This is a genomic window from Mangrovimonas sp. CR14 (genome assembly GCF_011764015.1).
Lineage (GTDB): Bacteria > Bacteroidota > Bacteroidia > Flavobacteriales > Flavobacteriaceae > Mangrovimonas > Mangrovimonas futianensis.
This window is the reverse complement of the sequence record NZ_JAAFZY010000002.1, coordinates 60,979-79,930: the sequence shown is the minus strand read 5'-3', so window position 1 is coordinate 79,930 and position 18,952 is coordinate 60,979. Positions and strand designations below refer to the sequence as shown.

General features: G+C 38.6%; 15 protein-coding genes. 12 read left to right on the top strand and 3 right to left on the bottom strand.

Features of this window, described 5'->3' with window-relative positions:
• Positions 1 to 95: 95 nt before the first annotated feature.
• The 6 genes from GZ212_RS03650 to GZ212_RS03625 all read left to right on the top strand — a co-directional run bounded on the left by GZ212_RS03650 (position 96) and on the right by GZ212_RS03625 (position 4,413).
• Entirely contained in the window at positions 96 to 1,205 is a 1,110-nt protein-coding gene (locus GZ212_RS03650; protein WP_166957386.1) for an adenylate kinase, read from the top strand.
• Positions 1,206 to 1,221: 16 nt separating this feature from the next.
• Positions 1,222 to 1,449 (top strand): PLD nuclease N-terminal domain-containing protein, encoded by a 228-nt coding sequence (locus GZ212_RS03645; RefSeq protein WP_166957384.1) that lies wholly within the window; start codon positions 1,222 to 1,224, stop codon positions 1,447 to 1,449.
• A 43-nt stretch (positions 1,450 to 1,492) separates the two neighbouring features.
• A complete protein-coding gene (gene obgE, locus GZ212_RS03640; RefSeq protein WP_166957382.1) occupies positions 1,493 to 2,491 on the top strand; it encodes a GTPase ObgE in 999 nt (332 codons plus the stop codon).
• 46 nt (positions 2,492 to 2,537) lie between these two features.
• On the top strand, positions 2,538 to 3,059 hold the full coding sequence (locus tag GZ212_RS03635; protein ID WP_166957380.1) for a DUF4136 domain-containing protein: 522 nt from the start codon (positions 2,538 to 2,540) through the stop codon (positions 3,057 to 3,059).
• A gap of 69 nt (positions 3,060 to 3,128) precedes the next feature.
• Positions 3,129 to 3,680: a DUF664 domain-containing protein gene (locus tag GZ212_RS03630; protein WP_166957378.1), complete on the top strand. Its 552-nt coding sequence runs from the start codon at positions 3,129 to 3,131 to the stop codon at positions 3,678 to 3,680.
• Between the two features lie 16 nt (positions 3,681 to 3,696).
• On the top strand, positions 3,697 to 4,413 hold the full coding sequence (locus GZ212_RS03625) for an SDR family oxidoreductase (RefSeq protein WP_166957376.1): 717 nt from the start codon (positions 3,697 to 3,699) through the stop codon (positions 4,411 to 4,413).
• Between the two features lie 33 nt (positions 4,414 to 4,446).
• Here the strand turns inward: GZ212_RS03625 and GZ212_RS03620 are convergent, their stop codons facing one another.
• Entirely contained in the window at positions 4,447 to 11,022 is a 6,576-nt protein-coding gene (locus GZ212_RS03620; RefSeq protein ID WP_240923738.1) for a carboxypeptidase-like regulatory domain-containing protein, read from the bottom strand.
• 125 nt (positions 11,023 to 11,147) lie between these two features.
• Between GZ212_RS03620 and GZ212_RS03615 the strand changes: the two genes are divergently transcribed.
• Positions 11,148 to 11,876: a lipopolysaccharide assembly protein LapB gene (locus tag GZ212_RS03615; protein WP_166957374.1), complete on the top strand. Its 729-nt coding sequence runs from the start codon at positions 11,148 to 11,150 to the stop codon at positions 11,874 to 11,876.
• A gap of 77 nt (positions 11,877 to 11,953) precedes the next feature.
• Positions 11,954 to 13,309 carry a UDP-N-acetylmuramate--L-alanine ligase gene (gene murC / locus GZ212_RS03610; RefSeq protein ID WP_166957372.1) on the top strand — a complete coding sequence of 452 codons (1,356 nt, stop codon included), beginning with the start codon at positions 11,954 to 11,956 and terminating at the stop codon, positions 13,307 to 13,309.
• A gap of 46 nt (positions 13,310 to 13,355) precedes the next feature.
• On the opposite strand, the gene GZ212_RS03605 is transcribed toward murC, so the two are convergent.
• Entirely contained in the window at positions 13,356 to 13,922 is a 567-nt protein-coding gene (locus GZ212_RS03605; protein WP_166957370.1) for a hypothetical protein, read from the bottom strand.
• A 339-nt stretch (positions 13,923 to 14,261) separates the two neighbouring features.
• On the opposite strand from GZ212_RS03605, the gene GZ212_RS03600 reads away from it, so the two are divergent.
• Positions 14,262 to 15,620 (top strand): MATE family efflux transporter, encoded by a 1,359-nt coding sequence (locus GZ212_RS03600; RefSeq protein ID WP_370520434.1) that lies wholly within the window; start codon positions 14,262 to 14,264, stop codon positions 15,618 to 15,620.
• Positions 15,621 to 15,751: 131 nt separating this feature from the next.
• On the opposite strand, the gene GZ212_RS03595 is transcribed toward GZ212_RS03600, so the two are convergent.
• The gene (locus tag GZ212_RS03595) at positions 15,752 to 16,201 is read right to left on the bottom strand and encodes a DUF1569 domain-containing protein (protein WP_166957366.1); all 450 of its coding nucleotides are present in this window, start codon (positions 16,199 to 16,201) and stop codon (positions 15,752 to 15,754) included.
• A 51-nt stretch (positions 16,202 to 16,252) separates the two neighbouring features.
• On the opposite strand from GZ212_RS03595, the gene radC reads away from it, so the two are divergent.
• The 3 genes from radC to GZ212_RS03580 are packed head-to-tail and all read left to right on the top strand — an operon-like array spanning position 16,253 to position 18,935.
• Positions 16,253 to 16,951 (top strand): DNA repair protein RadC, encoded by a 699-nt coding sequence (gene radC / locus GZ212_RS03590; protein WP_053971488.1) that lies wholly within the window; start codon positions 16,253 to 16,255, stop codon positions 16,949 to 16,951.
• 3 nt (positions 16,952 to 16,954) lie between these two features.
• Positions 16,955 to 18,256 (top strand): hypothetical protein, encoded by a 1,302-nt coding sequence (locus tag GZ212_RS03585; RefSeq protein WP_166957364.1) that lies wholly within the window; start codon positions 16,955 to 16,957, stop codon positions 18,254 to 18,256.
• Entirely contained in the window at positions 18,246 to 18,935 is a 690-nt protein-coding gene (locus tag GZ212_RS03580) for a YjjG family noncanonical pyrimidine nucleotidase (protein ID WP_166957362.1), read from the top strand. The genes GZ212_RS03585 and GZ212_RS03580 overlap by 11 nt, the downstream gene beginning before the upstream one ends.
• The last annotated feature ends 17 nt before the right edge of the window (positions 18,936 to 18,952 follow it).

Genomic DNA, 18,952 nt, shown 5'->3' with positions numbered 1-18,952 from the left:
ATGCCTGTGATAAAACAAAAAGCGCAACAATGTGGCGTCAAATTCGCAAAACTTTTAACATTTGATTATCTTTGTTTTCCAAAATAAATAAACCGGTGGTAAAACTTCACGATTTAGAATTCAGACCTTTTATTAAAGCCCAAGAAATAGATGCCGTTGTGCAACGAATGGTTGATGAAATTTCTCGTGACCTAAAGGATGAAATTCCAGTGTTTGTGGGTATTCTCAACGGTTCCTTCATGTTTGTCAGTGATTTTGTTAAAAAATACCCCAGTGCATGTGAGGTAACATTTATCAAATTGGCTTCATATGAGGGATTGAAATCTACAGAGGATATTCAACGTCTCATTGGCTTGACTCAAGATTTATCAGGAAGAACAGTGGTGATACTTGAGGATATTATCGATTCTGGAAACACCCTTCATGAGGTGCATCGAATATTTAATAACGAAGGAGTAAAACAACTTATCATAGCCTCTTTGTTTTATAAACCGGAAGCTTACAAAAAGGATTTCAAAATTCACTATAAAGGTATCGAAATACCGAAAAAATTTATTGTTGGTTATGGCTTGGACTATAATGGTCTGGGACGTGATTTGCCTGAAATTTATCAATTAAAAACTACACAACATATGACTAATATTGTCCTATTTGGCCCTCCAGGTGCCGGTAAAGGAACACAAGCAGAATTTTTAAAGGAAAAGTATAATCTGGTTCACATTTCTACTGGAGATGTGTTTCGTTATAACATTAAAAACGAGACCGCTTTAGGTATGTTGGCCAAATCCTATATGGATAAGGGTGAGTTGGTACCCGATAAGGTAACCATTGATATGTTGAATGCTGAGGTAGAAAAGAATGCAGATGCCAAAGGTTTTATCTTTGATGGTTTTCCGCGAACTTCTGCTCAAGCAGATGCCTTGGCAGAGTTAATGGATGAGAAGGATTCTCAAATTAACGCCATGATTGCTTTAGAAGTAGATGATGAAATATTGGTGGAACGTTTGTTAAAAAGAGGGGAGACCAGTGGTAGAGCCGATGATGCTGATGAAGCCATCATCAGAAATCGAATCAAAGAGTATTACAGTAAAACAGCGATACTAAAAGATTACTACACCAAGGAGGATAAATATTTTGGAGTAGATGGCGTTGGTAGTATCGAGGAAATTACCCAGCGATTAAGTGAGGTGATCGACAAGCTGTAATAGACAATTAAAAATTATGGCTTTTTTCCTGTTAGTATTTTTGTGCCTTTCTTTTTTGTTATTTCCAATAGCGGCCATAGTGAGTTTGCTTAATAAGACAGTTACAAATAATGACAAATTGATTTGGATTCTGATTGTGTTATTTCTTCCTATCATTGGATCCATTTTATATTTTGTTATTGGAAGACCAAAATTTAAGGCGCTGGAAATAAGAAATTCCAACAGGAATTATTTTAAATATTAAATTATTTGACTAATAAATAGCTTCTTTCTGAAGAGATTGTAATATGACTGAAGGGAATTTTGTTGATTATGTGAAGCTTCATATAGCTTCTGGAAATGGAGGTAAAGGATCTGCACATTTACACCGTGAAAAATATATAGCCAAGGGTGGACCTGATGGAGGTGATGGTGGTCGTGGAGGTCACGTTATAATGAAAGGGAATAAAAACCTTTGGACGCTTTACAATTATAAATTTAAGCGTCACTTCAAGGCCGGTCATGGGGAACATGGGGGTAAGCAAAGAAGTACGGGGGCAGATGGAGAAGATATCTACATGGAAGTGCCTTTGGGAACGGTCATTCGTGATAAAGAAACCAATCAAATCCTTTTTGAAATTACCGACGATGGCGAAGAAAAAATCATCGCTCAAGGTGGTATGGGAGGTCGTGGAAACTGGCATTTTAAGAGTCCCACCAACCAAACGCCTCGATATGCACAACCAGGTATTCCTGGTGAAGAAAAGGAGATTATTCTGGAACTTAAAGTTCTTGCCGATGTTGGTTTGGTGGGATTCCCTAATGCAGGAAAATCTACGTTGTTATCTGTGGTCACAGCTGCCAAACCTAAAATAGCAGATTATGAGTTTACAACCCTAAAACCTAATTTAGGTATTGTTCAACATAGAGATTATCAAACTTTTGTAATTGCCGATATTCCTGGTATTATTGAGGGAGCTGCAGAGGGTAAAGGTTTGGGGCATTATTTCTTAAGACACATTGAGAGAAACTCGGTATTGTTGTTTCTTATTCCTGCCGATGCGGGAGATATCAAGGAACAATATGATATCCTTTTAAATGAGCTTAGAAGATATAATCCAGAGATGTTGGATAAACAGCGTATGATTGCTATTTCCAAAAGTGATATGTTGGATGAAGAATTAAAGGCAGAGATGAAAACCGAATTGGACGCTATCTTACCTATAGATTATATGTTTATTTCTTCGGTGGCACATCAAGGACTTCAAACTTTGAAAGATAAATTGTGGGGCATGTTGAATGACTAAAATGCCCCTTCTTAATTTCTAATTTTATATCTTTAAAATAAAAGATATGAGAAAATTAAGTTTCCTTTTTCTATTGCTTTTTATGGGGTGCCACAGTATTCAGGTGACGCATGACTACGATAGAAATATTGATTTTTCCAAATACAAAACATTTAACTATTACCCACAGATGAACTCTGGGTTGAGTGAGTTGGATGAAAATAGGTTGTTGGATGCCATTGATGCTCATTTGACAAACAAAGGATTTACCTTATCAGAGAATGCCGAGTTGCTTATAAATGTTAAAACTTCCGATTATCATTCCATGCAGCAGAGTACTGTTGGATTGGGTCTAGGCGGTGGTGGAGGCCAGGTAGGCGGTGGTGTTTCGGTTGGTATTCCTTTAGGTCAGGATAAAACAAATCGGGTGATACAAATAGATGTTTTAGATCAAAATGGGTTGATTTATCAAGCGATAATGGATTCCCCCTATTTTGATAAGGCTACACCAGATGAGCGCACCAAGCACATGCAAAATATTGTAGAGAAAGCCTTTGAAAAGTTCCCGCCTCCTCAGGAAGTTCGTTAAGATGCTGTTAAGGCTATTTTGATTCCTCTTGGGTTGTTTTAACTTCGTTGGAAACCAATCCAAAAAATAATGAAAAAAGCAATCCTTATTACTTTTCTATTAGTTTGTATCAATTTACAGGCCCAGTATACTATCGAACCTCCCAAAGGATATTCCCATGATATAGGGAATATGATTGTCATGCTTGACAATTTAAAGGGTAGGGTTGAATATTTAGTGAAAGATTTAAATCAGGAACAGACAGATTTTCTGTTAGACGATAATTCCAACCGAATTGGCGCACTCATTTATCACCTAGCCGCAACCGAGGCCTATTATCAGGTGTTTACCTTTGAAAAGCGAGACTTTAATGAAGCTGAAAAGGAAAAATGGATGATGGCACTAAGCCTTGGGGATGAAGCTAGAGCAGAATTTCAAGGAAAACCCATTCAGTATTATATGGATTTATATAATGAGGTGCGCAATAAAACAAAGGAACTCATGAAAACCAAAGACGATAAATGGTTTTCAAAAACCAATAAAGGCATGTCCAATCATTGGGCTTGGTTTCATGTGATGGAGCATCAAGCCAACCATATGGGACAATTGGCCTATTTAACCAAAAGATTACCGAAAGAATAATTTAAATATCAAAAAAATGGAAAATAAAGTAGCTTTAATCACAGGTGGCTCAAAAGGCATCGGATTTGGAATTGCACAGGCACTCTTAGAACAAGGAGTACATGTAGCAGTGACCAGTAGAAGCAGCGCTGCGGCTCATGATGCTGCTGGAAGATTAAATGCCCATAAAACAACTAAGGCCAAAGCAGTAGGATTAAAAGGAGATGTGACTAATTTTAGTTCCATTCAAGAGGCGGTCAAGGATGTGGTGAATGAATTTGGACACCTAGACATCGTCATCGCCAATGCCGGATTGGGACATTTTGCACCCATTGAAGATTTGACACTAGAACAATGGCAGGAAACAATCGATACAAACTTGACAGGCGCTTTTTATACATTAAAGGCGAGTGTGGATGCTCTAAAAAATACTGAAGGTTATTACATCACTATTTCCAGTTTGGCTGGGACTAATTTCTTCGCTAGCGGATCGGCTTATAATGCTAGTAAATTTGGTGTTACTGGGTTTACTCAAGCAGCTATGTTAGATTTGAGAAAATATGGAATCAAGGTGAGTACCATTATGCCGGGGTCAGTATCGACTTATTTCAATGGTCATGAACCAAATGACAGTGATTCCTGGAAAATCCAGATAGAAGACATCGGTGAGTTGGTGGTCGATTTAATTAAAATGAATCCCCGAACGTTACCAAGTAAAATTGAGGTCAGGCCAAGTATGCCACCATCCAAATAAATTAAAATCCCGCAATTGCGGGATTTTTTGTTTCTATTTTATGTGAATGCGTTGTCCTTCACTATGACTACTAAACTCTGGGGCATACATACTTTGTATGGTAGTAATACCATTGCTCATTTCTCCAGCATTATTGACTCTTAAATCATATTCAAAAACATAAACACCTTTGGGTAAATAATCAAAAAAGAAATTGGTAGAGGCATCTTTGGTGCTTTCATAATACCCCAAGCCGTCTTGATACTTGTAGGCAGAAAGTACGTTGATAGGTTCCAAGCCTGCAGCGCGCATGTCTTTCATGTGTATAAACTCCATATCTCTGTCACTCTTTAATTCAATACGTACTCTCACTAAATCACCAACTTTTAAGGTGGTGTCTTTTGTTATTTCTGAAATCTTTTCACCTGTATGGGTATTGGTTTTTAAGAACAATTTCTTTTTTAAAGAAAGTGGCGATTCTGCAGAGGTTATCGCATCCAAGTCTTCAAAATATTGCCAGTATAAACTACCCCATGCAATTCCGTTTCCTTTTTTGGATAAGGTGACATCAGCTAACTCAGGTTGAATCTCTGAAGCACTCCAAGATGTTTTGTAGTACCCAGTACCAGCTTCCACCTTGACGTTTTCTAATTTTGAAGGTTCAATCTTTTGATTACCAACCACAACCTCTACAGCATCGGTGACGCTTAACCAATCGCTACCTTGAAGCAACAAAGCATACACCGCTTCGGTAGTGGCTTTGGTAGTTTTCCATTGATTGGTTTGCTTGTTTTTCAATAACCAGATTTTAAGGTTGTCAACCGTTTCCATATCATTTTCAATTTCAGAAAATGCTTCAATCATTAAGGCTTGGGTCTCAATAGGTGCTTGATGCCAATACCAAGAAGCCACATTGTCCTTCCAGTACATACCTAATTCGTCATTGGTGATGCTGGTTTCTTTCAAGGATTTCAGGATCTTGTTAGCAGTTACTGAATCTTGATTTCTAAAGGCAACCAAAGCCATCATGCCTTTGATATATAAGGATTTGGAAGTCCAATAGTCCTTGATCTGATTCATGTAGTAGCTCTTGATGGTAGCCACTTCCTTTGAAAGTTCAACCTTAGGATAGAAACTAAGCATGTATAGATATTGAATCTGACTGTAACTCAAATGGTCTTTCGATAGATCCACATCTTTACGGTATTTGGTCAAATCCTTGTATTCCTGAACAAATTCTTGATCTAGATAATTCAGAGCTTTTTTAATCATTTCGGTGCCACCCTGAGCTTGTCCAAGTTTGTTTGTAGTTACTCCCAATTGTCCTAAATGCCCAAACCCAGTAATAATATGTTGCGTGATGAAACGGTTAGGTTTTCCACCGTTAAACCAAGCCCAAGCTCCTGAACCCATTTGGTTTTGCTCCAGTTTTTTCAAACTGTTTTGCAGCTCATTGGTCATTTTGTTCATGTCAAACAACAAAGCGATACGTTTCTTTTGTTCGGTTTCGCTTTGAGCATCACGCAGCCATGGAGTTTCCTGTATCAACAGACTTTTCAATTCCTCGTTTTTCTCCAAATTGCTTATTAGAGCATCGGAGTTGCGCCATTGGTCAAACACTTCTTTAATTCTAGGATTACTGTTAGCAATGTGACTTGCCAAGGCATTGGCATAATACCTACTAAAGGTTTGTTCATTACATTCATACGGATATTCCATCAAATACGGTAACGCTTGTACCGCATACCACGCCGGATTGGAAGTGATTTCCAAAGTGAGTTTGTGGTGTTTTAAAGTTGTTGAGGTGTTAGTTTTTAATTTGTCCAACGTAAACGTTCTGGTCTCATTACTTTTAATCCACATGGGCAAAGTTTCTGTAACCAACATTCTATTGGACAGTACCGGTAAAGCATTTTGCTCGCCATCGCTAAACTCCCCAGCTTGTGCCACAATTTTGTATTGAACTGCGTCTACATGATCCGGAACATGAAGGTTCCAAGAGACTTGGGTGTTCCCTTGTTTTTCAACAGAGAAAGGTAGTATCCCTTGATTGTCATCCTGAGCTTGTCGAAGGAATAGTAACTCATTTGTAATATCCTTTCCCGTGCTAGCATCTTGCAGTTGCAACATGGCATGACCGCTTAAAGCCTTGTCTGAAAGATTCGAAATTTTGGTGCTGATGGTAATGACATCCCCTTGTCTTAAAAACCGAGGCACGTTTGGCAACACCATTAATTCTTTTTGGGTCATGGTGTTTAATTGGGAGACTTGACTTTCCAGTGTTTTGGTATGCGCCAACAGTTGCAGTTTCCATTGGGTTAAAGCTTCTGGTGTGGTAAAACTAAAGCTCACGTTGCCATCTTTATCGGTTTGCAATTGCGGAAAGAAAAAGGCCGTTTCTTGCAGGTTTTTTCTGGCTTTTATATTTTGTAAGATGGCTTTTTTCGTAGTAATAATAAAAACCCCATTGGCTCCTTGCGATCCATAAAGAGCTGCGCCATTTGCTCCTTTTAGGATATTTACATTTGCAATAAGACTAGGGTCCATACTTTCTAATTCTTCTACAGAAACAATCTTTCCATCGAGAACCAAGAGGGCTTGTTTATCTCCTGTTTCAGATCGGTTTCCGCGCAAAACTATTCTGGAGCCACCACCAATTGTATTTATTTGGAGTCCAGATACCTTACCGGATAGACCTTGAACGACATCAGAGTTTTGGGCTTCCGTTAATTCTTCAGCTTTAACTATCTGATTAGCCGTAGTAATTTCATCTTTTTTTCTTTTAAATCCTAAAGCAGTAACAACTACTTCATCCAAATTGTTACTGTCAGGAGTCAAGGATATAAATAGAGCATTATCTGTTTTTACCTGGTAATTTAAATTAGTGTATCCAACAAAACTGAAAATAAGTTGGTCATTATTATCTGCTTGAATTAAGAAGTTGCCATCAAAATCCGTTTGGGTTCCATTATTAGTACCCTTAATGACCACATTTACTCCTGGTATTGGTGATCCGTATTCATCAGTGACTGTTCCAGAAATAAATCCTTTACTTATACTAGAATCATATTTGCTTTTTATGTCCCTTATTCTGATCTCATTGAGATATTGTTTAATAAACCATTTGTTTGTTAGGTGAAATCCAAACCAATTCAAAGCATCATAACTTTGATGAGGATAACTTAATGCCTGTCTATTTTGATTGAAGATTCTAAAGCTACTACTGCCAAAACTTTGTCCAGAACCTCTATGGCCTCGATTGGAGTAAATAGGTTCATACAATGGATCAAATCGCCAATTATGGGTTTTAAATTGATCTAAAGACGCATCATACATGCTGGCTAATAATTCGGCGCTAACTTGTTCCCCTTTTGGTCCTTTAATAGTAAAACTCCAAGTTTCTTCACTTCCCGGTTGCAGCTTATCTCTAAAGGTCTTAGTCTCAATCTGTAAATCGCTACTGGGATAAGGGACTTGAATGGTTTGGCTCCCACTTTCAAAACCGTTGGCAAAGGCAAAACTGTAATGGATGGCAAAACCACCCAAATCTTTTTCGGTGATGGGGATTTCGAATGAAACCATGTCGGTATTCAATGTCAAGAGTTTGGTCTCGACAATTTGGTGTTCCTTTTCAATATCTATGGACACAGTCATGTTCTCAGCAGCAGATCCTACTGAAATGACGGCATGTTCACCCACTTGATAGCGATCCTTATCTGTATGGAATTGGAATAGTTGGTGGTCTGCCAGCGTTTTGTCTTTGGGGCTAAACACCGTGATTTGCTGCTCAGCTTTAACCACTTGATCAAAGCGGTCCTTGGTTTCAAAAATGATTTTATACAAACCAGATTCCCAGGATTTCATGTTCCCCAAAATCACCTCTTTAGAATCCTTTGTGTTGACAGCCATGTCTTTGACCAAAGTCCCAAGTTCCCAAGTATTAACATCGTTTTCATCTTGGTAGGCTTCATGAGGGAAATATGTTTTAAATTCGGCTTGTGTCATCAAAGGATAATCGGGAGCCGACCAAGGACGATCTCTCAAAACGTGCTCAGGAGCTTGTAGTTTATAAATTTTTAAAAAACCTTCAGTAGGCACAAATGTGCCATTTAAGTTATTGGTGATTAGAGTCAATGACTCTTTTTTGTTGGTTTTATCCCATTTGCTCGGAGCTTGGATACTTGCTGTCAAAGCATGATAACCCACATTTGCCGTTGTGGTAGCCGAACGGGTTTCTCCATTGATGTCTGTTACATCTGCTGTAACCTCATATTGAAAGATGGGTTGACTCTCCTTGCTCACCGCGGTGTCCGGAAGCGCCTTAAATACCACTTCAAACTCACCTTGAGCATTGGTGGTAGTTTCCCCATGGGCGATTTCTTGAGGCTCACTGTAATAGGCACGAGGATTCCATCGGTACCAAATAGGGTATTGCACTTGTCGCACCACCCGATAGGTCACCTTGGCATCGGTAATGTTGCTACCGGCAAAGGCAAGAGCAGTTCCATGGACAGTAACCGAATCATTCACGCGAAAGGTATCGGTGATAGTCGTAAATTTGGTTTCAAACTTGGGACGTTTGTATTCTTCAACCGAAAAGTAATATTCGACATCCAAATCATTACCATCTCCATAAAAATTGATGTTGTATTGTCCGTTTAGACCATAGCTAGGTAATATAAACTCCCCAGCAACAGAACCATATTCGTTACTTTTTAATTCCAATTCAGCAACTTCATCATCGTTCACATCATACACATCCACATAAAACAATTGATTGGGAATCACTTCAGATTTACCATGTGTTGTTTTCATGGCAATGGCCTTGAAATAAACCGTTTGACCTGGACGGTAAATACTCCTATCTGTAAACACAAAACCTTTATAATCCACATCGGTTTCAGAACGATTGTAGTGTTGACTGATATAATGATTCCCAAAATGTGCTTGGTCGTTTCCATAGGTCACTTCAATAGTTATGTTCCTCCAATACTCATTGGGTTTTTGAATTTGGATCATTCCTTTTGAGTCCGAAGTAAACGATTTGGTAATATAAGAGCCATTGTAGTTCTTTTGATAGCTTAATACCACTTTGGCCTTAGCAATAGGTGCGCCATTGATTCGATTGATGACTTGATAGTATTGATTCAACTCATCAGAAGTTTCAGTAATGGCCAAGTTGGTCACTTGAAAGGTCTGGGCAGCAAAGGTGTTTGCTTCATTATTAACCAGAGCTACCATAAGGTATCTACCGTTGTCCAATTGAGGCACCAATACTTCTGTACTGTGAGACTGGTAATCACCTTCATCTTTTAGGGTGGTTTCCCAAACATCGCTAGCGGTCAACTTTTTAATGAATTCCCATTGCAAGTCTTCCCTATGGTTTTCTTGGTAGGTCTTGTATTGTTTTTCGGTAAGTTTAAACACCTTAAATTCTAAAGCTTGGATGTTTTTATAAGTCACCAGAACTTTACTGTGCTGTTGAATGGGAAGATGGCTTTCTGTCATTAAGTTTAAACTTTCTCTGGAGATATAACTTTGAAGCACCTCACATTTTTCAGCGCCTATACTTTCAGGGAAATTTTTAATAAGTTGCTCACACAAGTCATAAGCTTTTTTGACTTTCCAACGGTTCTCTTCTTGGGTACGAGGTTGGTAACCTTGTCCTTGATAATAATATTGCTGAGCCTCCTCAAAACCATAAAGGGTACTCACCGCTTGCCCAGAATAATTGTCTTGACTTTCCTTTAAAGTACGAATCAGGATGTCCTGTTTGTCGGGGAAACTGGCATAGCTTTCTACAAAGTTGAGACGCTCAATATCAACATCTACTAGTGCATCTGCTTGGGTGTCGGTTTGATGAAATTGAATCAAATCCTGATACAATTTTAAGGCTTTCAATGGTAGAGAAGTAGAGTCCGTCGAAGTGATGTTTAAGCTTGAAAATTCATCAGCAGGACATAAAAATCGGTCATTGTCAATCTCAAAAGCTTCATCTGGTTTGGTGATGCTACTCTCATCGGTCTTATAAAATTCCAAAGCATTGTGTGCCAACAAATCGTAAAGTGTAGGTCTATAAATCTTAGAATCCTTTTGTTCGGTAAGTAGTAGCTTAAAGGTTTCAATAGGTGTTTCCTTAAGAACATCTGAGGGTTCCAGAGATGCTTGAAAGTGCTTTTGTATTTCTTTAAAAAGCGTGTTTAAATCCCACGTTCTGAAATCCACCGAATCTACTTTCTGTGTGGTTTCAGTGCGGTTGTATATCTTCCAGCGGTTTTGCTGAAAGTATTGCCAATACATCGTGGCTAGCATATTTTCCAACAGATTTTTGGTAGGGGCTTCTGCTTGGTGTATTTCGCTTTTGAAATCTTGAATCACTTTTAATTGGGCGTCTTCTTCTAGAATCAAAGCAAACTTGCTTTTGTAAATAAGGGTCTTGATTTCCTGCGGCTTGTTACCTTCCTTTTTCGCTAAAGTGGCAATATCATTAACAGCTTTTAGGGCAGATTTGGGCAAGTTGTCAAGCTCATAGCTTTCTACCTGTTTCCACAGTTTAAGATAGGGATCGGTTTGGGAAAAACCGGTTAGGGTCATAAGACTTATTAAGAAGGTGATGGCAAGTGGTTTCATGTAATATATTTTCTACAAAATACAGTTCAAAAGTTGTACCAAAAAATAGATATTGAGGCAAATACGTGTTCTGTTGAGTTAAAGTAGGTATTTACCAAGTCAAAAAGAAAAATTACCTTTGGAGTATGTGGCGACTAGGTATCATATTTATATTTCCCATAGGCCTCTTATCCCAAACCTTGGATGATGAGGTTAAGAGCATCTTGATGAACAACCAGTTTGCAGATGTAGAAAGTTATATGGAAATGAAATTGGAGGCCAACCCAAACGATTTGGAGACCGTAGAACTTTTGGGAGATATTTATTCCCATCAAGAAATGTGGGATGAAGCCGTTGAGCAATATGACATATTGAAATCCAAACATCCCGATAATGCCAACTACCAATACAAGTATGGCGGTGCCTTAGGAATGAAAGCGGCATCCAACAAACTGGCAGGTATCGGTTTAATATCAGATGTCAAAGCTTCCTTATTAAAGGCTGCCGAATTAGATCCTAGGCATATTGATGTAAGGTGGGCTCTTGTGAAGTTTTATATGGAATTGCCTGCCATTTTAGGAGGTTCTACAGACAAATCCTTAGAATTTGCCAACCAACTTGAGACCCTTTCCCCTGTAGATGGACATCTAGCCAAGGGTTTTATTTTTAAGGAAAATGAAGATTACATCCAGGCCGAAACCTATTTAAAAAAGGCTTTAGAAATAGGAGGCTCTAAAACCTGCTATTTGGAGTTGGCTCAATTATATATGGAAACCAACCAAAAGGAAAAGGCCAAACAAGTTCTTAAACAGGGGGTAGAGGCTATACAGGATGACGATTTAAGAAACAAGCTACAAGAATTATCTGGAGAGTAAGAGCCTAATAAAATGAGGCGGTAAGCTTTATCAAATAACACAAATCCCCTATCTTTGATTCACAATTCTACACCCATATGAACGTACATTTTATAGCCATAGGAGGAGCAGCAATGCACAATTTGGCCATAGCCTTACACAATAAAGGATATCAAGTTACCGGAAGCGACGATACTATTTTTGAACCATCAAAATCGCGTTTACAGGCTAAGGGCTTGTTGCCTGAAGCCTTTGGTTGGTTTCCAGAAAAAATCACCTCCCAGTTGGATGCCATCGTATTGGGAATGCATGCCAAAGAGGATAATCCAGAATTGTTGAAGGCTCAAGAACTAGGCTTAAAAATATACAGTTACCCTGAGTTTTTGTACGAACAGTCCAAAGATAAAACGCGTGTAGTTATTGGAGGTAGCCACGGGAAAACCACCATCACGTCCATGATTCTCCATGTGATGCATTACCACGATATGGAAGTAGATTACATGGTGGGTGCCCAACTGGAAGGCTTTGATGTCATGGTAAAACTAACCGACGACAATGATTTTATTGTTTTAGAAGGCGATGAATATTTAAGTTCGCCCATTGACAGGCGCCCCAAATTCCATTTGTACCAACCCAATATTGCTTTGTTGAGTGGTATCGCTTGGGATCACATCAATGTGTTTCCTACCTATGAAAACTATGTGGAGCAGTTCCAGATCTTTGTAGATAGCATTGTCAAGGGGGGAAGCATTACCTACAATGCCGAAGATCCCGAAGTAGTTAGGGTGGTAGAAGCTAGTGAAAATACCATCAGAAAGTTGCCGTATCACACCCCCGAGTATACGGTAGAAGATGGTGAAACTCTTTTGGAAACACCAGAAGGCGAACTCCCCCTTGAAGTGTTTGGAGCCCACAATCTAAATAACTTGGCAGGTGCAAAATGGATTTGCCAGCACATGGGCATCGATGAAGATGATTTCTTTGAAGCCATTTCTACATTCAAGGGAGCCAGTAAACGACTAGAGAAAATTGCAGTGGGAAAAACCAGTGTGGCATACAAGGATTTTGCCCATTCGCCTTCCAAAGTAGAGGCTACCACAAAGGCAGTAAAAGATCAATATCCAGATAGAAAATTGGTGGCTTGTTTAGAACTACATACCTATAGCAGTCTGAATGCCGAGTTTTTAAAACAATATGAAGGAGCCCTAGATGCTGCCGATGTTGCGGTGGTATTTTATTCCCCACATGCCGTGGAGATTAAAAAACTAGATGAGGTCACCCATGAGCAAATCAAACAGGCTTTCAACAGGGAAGACTTGACCATTTTCACCAATCCTGAAGATTTTAAAACCGACCTATTTTCAAGAAATCTAGAAAACAGCGCCTTGTTGTTAATGAGTTCTGGTAACTATGGTGGTTTGGATTTTGATGAGGTAACCGAGTTGATTAATTAAAAAAATAATTTTCAATTCCTGTTTTATAAATCAAAATCAAATATGCTTAATTTAAATTAGAATAAATTTTATTTAAATCAGTTAATAAGTTTCTCCTAAACCCTTTGTTCAAAGTAGTTCCGGAAGAGGAGTAATCATAGAAGATTAAAGAATCCTTTTTAACAATCGCTATTTCTACTTTTGAGTCTGATATAAGTGGTATTTTACCTTGGAACATTTCAGCTTTTGGAGAAATGGAAATAAACATAACAGGATGTCTATCTTGAGTTATCTCCAGCTTAATAGCTTCTGGAACAAAAACTGACCCTTCCCTTATTGATTCAAAAAAAGAAGTAATATCACTTTCTTTTAGTGGCTGTGGTGTAAGTTTTGATTTGTTGACAATTCTATATTGATTGGAATCTAACTGAAATAAAGAATCAATGGTTTTGTTTGTTGATTTTTCAAATTGATTGAATAGATTTTGAAATACTTGATTGCTGCTGTAGGTATAGATTGGGTTCACATAAGTGAATTTAGTTTCTTTTGATATGGATTGACTTTTAGTGATTTGGTGCTTGGGTTTACAGTTGAAAATCAAAAAAAATACAATTAGAGGAAAAAGTTGTTTCATGTCTTTTGGTTTTATTTTTCAATAAAAGTGATTACCTGTTCTTAAATATAAAGTTAGATATATCAGATTTTAAGTGTCTTAAATGAATCATTAATTCTTGTTTGGGTAAATCTAAAGAGGTTGGTTATGCAGAAAATAAAGATGTGGGATTTTTCATATGAATCAAAAGTAAAAAAAAAATGAAAAGAGAAACGATTTTATGTATTAACCTGAAAAAGTTATTAATTTCAAAATGAGATGATAAAGTAGTAGTTTTTACTAGTTTGAAGTGTTTCATTTAACTATTTTAATCCCATGCAATCCACACCCTCGATAAAACAGCTTTTTAAATATTTCCAAATGGCACTCACAGGTGCCGAACAAGAGTTTACATCCGGTAGTATTCGTAAGGCCATCTTCATGCTTTCCATACCCATGATCCTCGAAATGCTCATGGAGTCCATCTTTGCTCTAGTCGATATTTTTTATGTCTCTAGGGTAAGTGTCAATGCAGTCGCAACCATCGGTTTAACAGAGTCAGTTGTGACCTTGGTCTATGCGGTGGCCATTGGGCTTAGTATGGCCGCTACAGCCATTGTGGCACGCCGAGTAGGCGAGAAGGATCTCAAAGGAGCATCACAGGCCGCGGTGCAGGTCATTATTTTAGGTGTTCTGGTATCAGTTATAGTCAGTATCGTGGGTATATGGTATGCCAAGGAAATTTTGGCTCTTATGGGCGCCGAACCCGATCTCATTTCTGAAGGCTATGGCTATACCCAAATTCTGATAGGTGGTAATTTAACCATCATGTTGTTGTTCATGATCAATGCCATTTTCCGTGGTGCGGGGAATGCCTCCATTGCCATGTGGACCTTAATACTTTCTAATGGTTTGAACATCCTTTTAGATCCCATTTTTATTTTTGGTTGGGGTCCTGTTCCTGCCTTTGGCGTAAAAGGGGCAGCTATTGCCACTACTATTGGTCGTGGTACAGCTGTATTATATCAATTGGTGGTATTGTTTTATGGTATCGGAAAAATCAAAGTTACCCTTCAGGACATAGCCATCAAGATATCGGTCATGTTCAACTTGATCAAGGTATCCCTCGGGGGGATTGGCCAATTTTTAATTGGAACCTCCAGCTGGGTGTTCTTAATGCGTATCATGAGCGAATTTGGCAGTGAAGTGTTGGCAGGATATACCATCGCCATCAGGGTGATGATGTTTACCCTCATGCCGTCTTGGGGCATGAGCAACGCAGCAGCTACTTTGGTAGGCCAAAATCTAGGAGCCCAACAACCCGATCGAGCCGAAAAATCGGTTTGGATAACCGGGAAGTACAATGCTATTTTTATGGGGTTGGTGTCACTTGTTTATCTCATATTCGCCAAAAAAATCATCATGTGGTTTTCAAATGAACCAGAGGTCATAACCTATGGTTCGCTTTGTTTACGGGTTTTGGCAGCGGGTTATGTCTTTTATGCCTATGGCATGGTGGTGATTCAGTCCTTTAACGGTGCCGGTGATACCAAAACACCTACCTATATCAACTTTTTCTGTTTTTGGTTGTTTCAATTGCCATTTGCTTACTTGACCGCTATCACTTTAGACTGGGGGCCTAAGGCTGTCTTTTTGGCCATCACTTTGGCAGAAGTCCTCATTGCCATTGTTGGCATTATTTGGTTTAAAAGAGGCAGCTGGAAATTGGTGAAGGTTTAAAAGAATGAGTTTAAATGTCGATTTTAAGTGGTTTTTCGCCTATTCAAGTTGCTCCAGAAGCTCTTGGGTTAACTTTAAAATGTCATCGTATTTATTATAAATTTTCCGATGGCAGATAAGAAATCCAATGGCTACACCCCAAACTGCCTAAAATGATGATCCAAATGTTTGTATTGCATTTGTCCCCATTGGGGCATGGTGAAATCTCCAAACATAGGGTGTGGAGGAAGACTACCGGCATCCTTTTTAGCATGAAACCTCTCAATAAGTTTTACTAAAGTTTCCTTTTCGCTTTCAAAATCCTTGGCTTCCGTTACTACAAACTCTTTAGAAGTGGGTAATCCGGGTTTCCAGGGCTTGTCATTGTACAAAGAAGATTTAAACAGCGAGAACATAGCCCTCATAAAAACATTGGGCTTGTCGGGCTTCAGTTCCCCTAATGATATTTTTAAAGGCCCTTGACAGTGCCACAACATCTGGGAGGCATCCATCGTGCCCCATTGGCGTGCACTATCAGATTGCAGTTGCTCCAGGCGGCTTAAAATCTCTTGATAGGTGGTCGGGTCAAATAATGATTGCATAACAAGGTGCTAAAAATTGCAGTTGAAAGTTACAATATTTATATTTACTACATGACGCAAAAAAACGCTTCTTTTTCAATTAAGCATTGGTCCCAAGACGACCAACCTCGAGAGAAACTTCGGGACAAGGGTAGAGGTGTTCTCAGTGATGCTGAATTGGTGGCCATTTTAATTGGCTCTGGTAGTAAGGAAGAAAGTGCCGTAGAATTGTGCAAGCGTATATTGGCAAGTGTAGACAATAACCTAAGTGCTTTGGGTAAGCTAAGTCTCAAACAGCTTATGGCGTTTAAAGGTATTGGGGAAGCCAAAGCCATATCTATCGCGGCGGCCATGGAGTTAGGAAGAAGGCGCAGGGGAGAAGAAGCCCTAGAACTCAAGAAAATCACCTCCAGTAGTTCGGTTTTCGAACTGATGCAACCCATAATAGGGGAGCTGGCACATGAAGAGTTCTGGATTATCTATCTCAATAACTCCAATAAGGTGCTACAAAAAATACAGCTCAGCAAAGGAGGCATGACAGGAACCTTGGTAGATGTGCGCTTGGTTATGAAAACCGCTTTAGAATTAGGAGCTACCAGTATGATTTTGGCTCATAACCACCCGTCAGGAACCTTAGTCCCCAGTGAAGCCGACAAACAAATTACACAAAAACTACAACGAGCAGGAGAAAGTTTGGATATAAAAGTGCTGGATCACTTAATCATCACCGAAAAGGCTTACTTTAGTTTTGCCGATGAAAATCTCATGTAATCCATGCTACTTGTTTACACTCATAAAATTACGCCCAGACTTAAGTATGCTTTCAAGCAAATCTTTACGCGTATTTTAAATATTCCGGTAGATTTCACCACCACCATCGAGGAATTTATCGCCCATGATAGCTTAAAAATGTCTTACACCAAACAGCCATTAAGCAGTGAGTTGTTTGTAAAAAGTCATGACCTTTTGTTCGAACAAGGTTTATCAGACATAGAGGTGCACGTCATGAAATGGGATGATACCAAGTGCTTTTTCCCAGCAGGAGAGAAGAGCAGTATCCCCTTTGATATCTTTGCGGCTACTTTTTACATGCTATCGCGATATGAAGAGTATTTGCCTCATGTAAAAGATGAATACGGCAGGTTTTCACCAGAAGAGAGCTTAGGTTTCAAGCATGATTTTCTTCAGCAGCCGGTTGTAGATATTTGGGCTTACAAATTTAAGGAGGTACTTGCAATCCAATTTCCAGACTATGTGTTTGAAGAACGCGCTTACAGAATCAAACCCATTATTGATGTTCCCTGTCCGTATCAATTTAAAAGTAAGGGCGTTTTAAGAAATTTGATGGGTACCCTTGGCGATTTATTTTCACTTAAATTGAAAAGACTTTACCAGAGGTATTCGGTGCTGATGGGATTAAAACATGACCCAGATGATACCTTCAGGTATATCATCAATAGACAGAAAACCACACATCACAAGTTCATATTTTTCTTTATGGTAGGTGATTTATCCACTTATGATAAAGGAGTAAACATAAACAATAAATCCTTTGTGTCTCTCATCAAGCAGGTGTCAGATTACTGTCAGGTGGGCCTCAAAGTATCCTTTCTAGCGCTCACAGATATGGAACGATTAAAAAAGGAGAAAAAAAGAATGGAAGGCATTATTTATGCTACCCTTACGGCCTCTAGAAATTCCTTTTCAAAGGTGAACCTGCCAGAATCTTATAGAAATTTGGTAGACCTGGAGATAGGAGAGGACTACACCATGGGTTATACACGTCATTTTGGATTTCGCGCTGGTACTTGTACGCCTTTTTTCTTTTATGATTTGGATTTTGAGATTCAGACACCACTTAAGATTTATTCCTACCATATGATGGACTTTTCCATGCTGAAAATACATTCGCAACTGGATAAAAAACAAGCCTTACAGTCTATGATTTCAAAGATAAAAAAGGTCAATGGCGAATTTATCCCGGTGTTCCATAATTATACTTTTAGTGATTTGGACCGTTGGAAAGGATTCAAGGAATTGTTTAATTTGATATTAGACTCAACAGATGAGGATTAACGGCATCACCGATATATTTTTTGATTTAGACCATACCCTATGGGATTTTGACAGGAATTCGGCATTAACTTTTGAGAAGATATTTAGCCTGAATAAGGTGTCCTTGGATTTGGAAGAATTTCTCTTCCATTACGAACCCATAAATTTAGATTATTGGAAACTTTACAGAGAAGATAAAGTAGATAAGGCAACTTTGAGGTATCGAAGGTTAAGTGATTCCTTTGATAGACTGGATTATAAAGTTTCGGACGATTTGATCAAGAAACTCTCTATCGATTATATTGCATACTTAGGTACTTTTAACCATTTGTTTGAAGAGACTTTGGATATTTTGGATTATTTATATCCCAATTATAGGTTGCACATCATTACAAACGGTTTTAGCGAAGTGCAGTATAACAAAATAAAGAATTCCAAAATAGATCATTATTTCAAAACCATTACCGATTCTGAAAAGGTTGGAGTTAAAAAGCCACATCCTAATATCTTTGAATTTGCTTTGGATTTAGCTGAGGCTTCAAAAGATTCCAGTATTATGATTGGGGACAATTTGGAGGCCGATGTATTGGGAGCTTTAAATTTTGGATTGGATGCCATTTGTTTTAATATCAAAAACGAAAATGTTGGGGCAGAGGTAAAACAAATTAGGAATTTATTACAATTAAAGAACTATTTATAATTGTATCTTTAATCCAT

Coding starts and splice junctions, on each gene's coding strand:
- GZ212_RS03645 (WP_166957384.1), top strand. CDS start 1,222: ATGGCTTTTTTCCTGTTAGTATTTTTGTGCCTTTCTTTTTTGTTATTT.
- obgE (WP_166957382.1), top strand. CDS start 1,493: ATGACTGAAGGGAATTTTGTTGATTATGTGAAGCTTCATATAGCTTCT.
- GZ212_RS03635 (WP_166957380.1), top strand. CDS start 2,538: ATGAGAAAATTAAGTTTCCTTTTTCTATTGCTTTTTATGGGGTGCCAC.
- GZ212_RS03630 (WP_166957378.1), top strand. CDS start 3,129: ATGAAAAAAGCAATCCTTATTACTTTTCTATTAGTTTGTATCAATTTA.
- GZ212_RS03625 (WP_166957376.1), top strand. CDS start 3,697: ATGGAAAATAAAGTAGCTTTAATCACAGGTGGCTCAAAAGGCATCGGA.
- GZ212_RS03620 (WP_240923738.1), bottom strand. CDS start 11,022: ATGAAACCACTTGCCATCACCTTCTTAATAAGTCTTATGACCCTAACC.
- GZ212_RS03615 (WP_166957374.1), top strand. CDS start 11,148: ATGTGGCGACTAGGTATCATATTTATATTTCCCATAGGCCTCTTATCC.
- murC (WP_166957372.1), top strand. CDS start 11,954: ATGAACGTACATTTTATAGCCATAGGAGGAGCAGCAATGCACAATTTG.
- GZ212_RS03605 (WP_166957370.1), bottom strand. CDS start 13,922: ATGAAACAACTTTTTCCTCTAATTGTATTTTTTTTGATTTTCAACTGT.
- GZ212_RS03600 (WP_370520434.1), top strand. CDS start 14,262: ATGGCACTCACAGGTGCCGAACAAGAGTTTACATCCGGTAGTATTCGT.
- GZ212_RS03595 (WP_166957366.1), bottom strand. CDS start 16,201: ATGCAATCATTATTTGACCCGACCACCTATCAAGAGATTTTAAGCCGC.
- radC (WP_053971488.1), top strand. CDS start 16,253: ATGACGCAAAAAAACGCTTCTTTTTCAATTAAGCATTGGTCCCAAGAC.
- GZ212_RS03585 (WP_166957364.1), top strand. CDS start 16,955: ATGCTACTTGTTTACACTCATAAAATTACGCCCAGACTTAAGTATGCT.
- GZ212_RS03580 (WP_166957362.1), top strand. CDS start 18,246: ATGAGGATTAACGGCATCACCGATATATTTTTTGATTTAGACCATACC.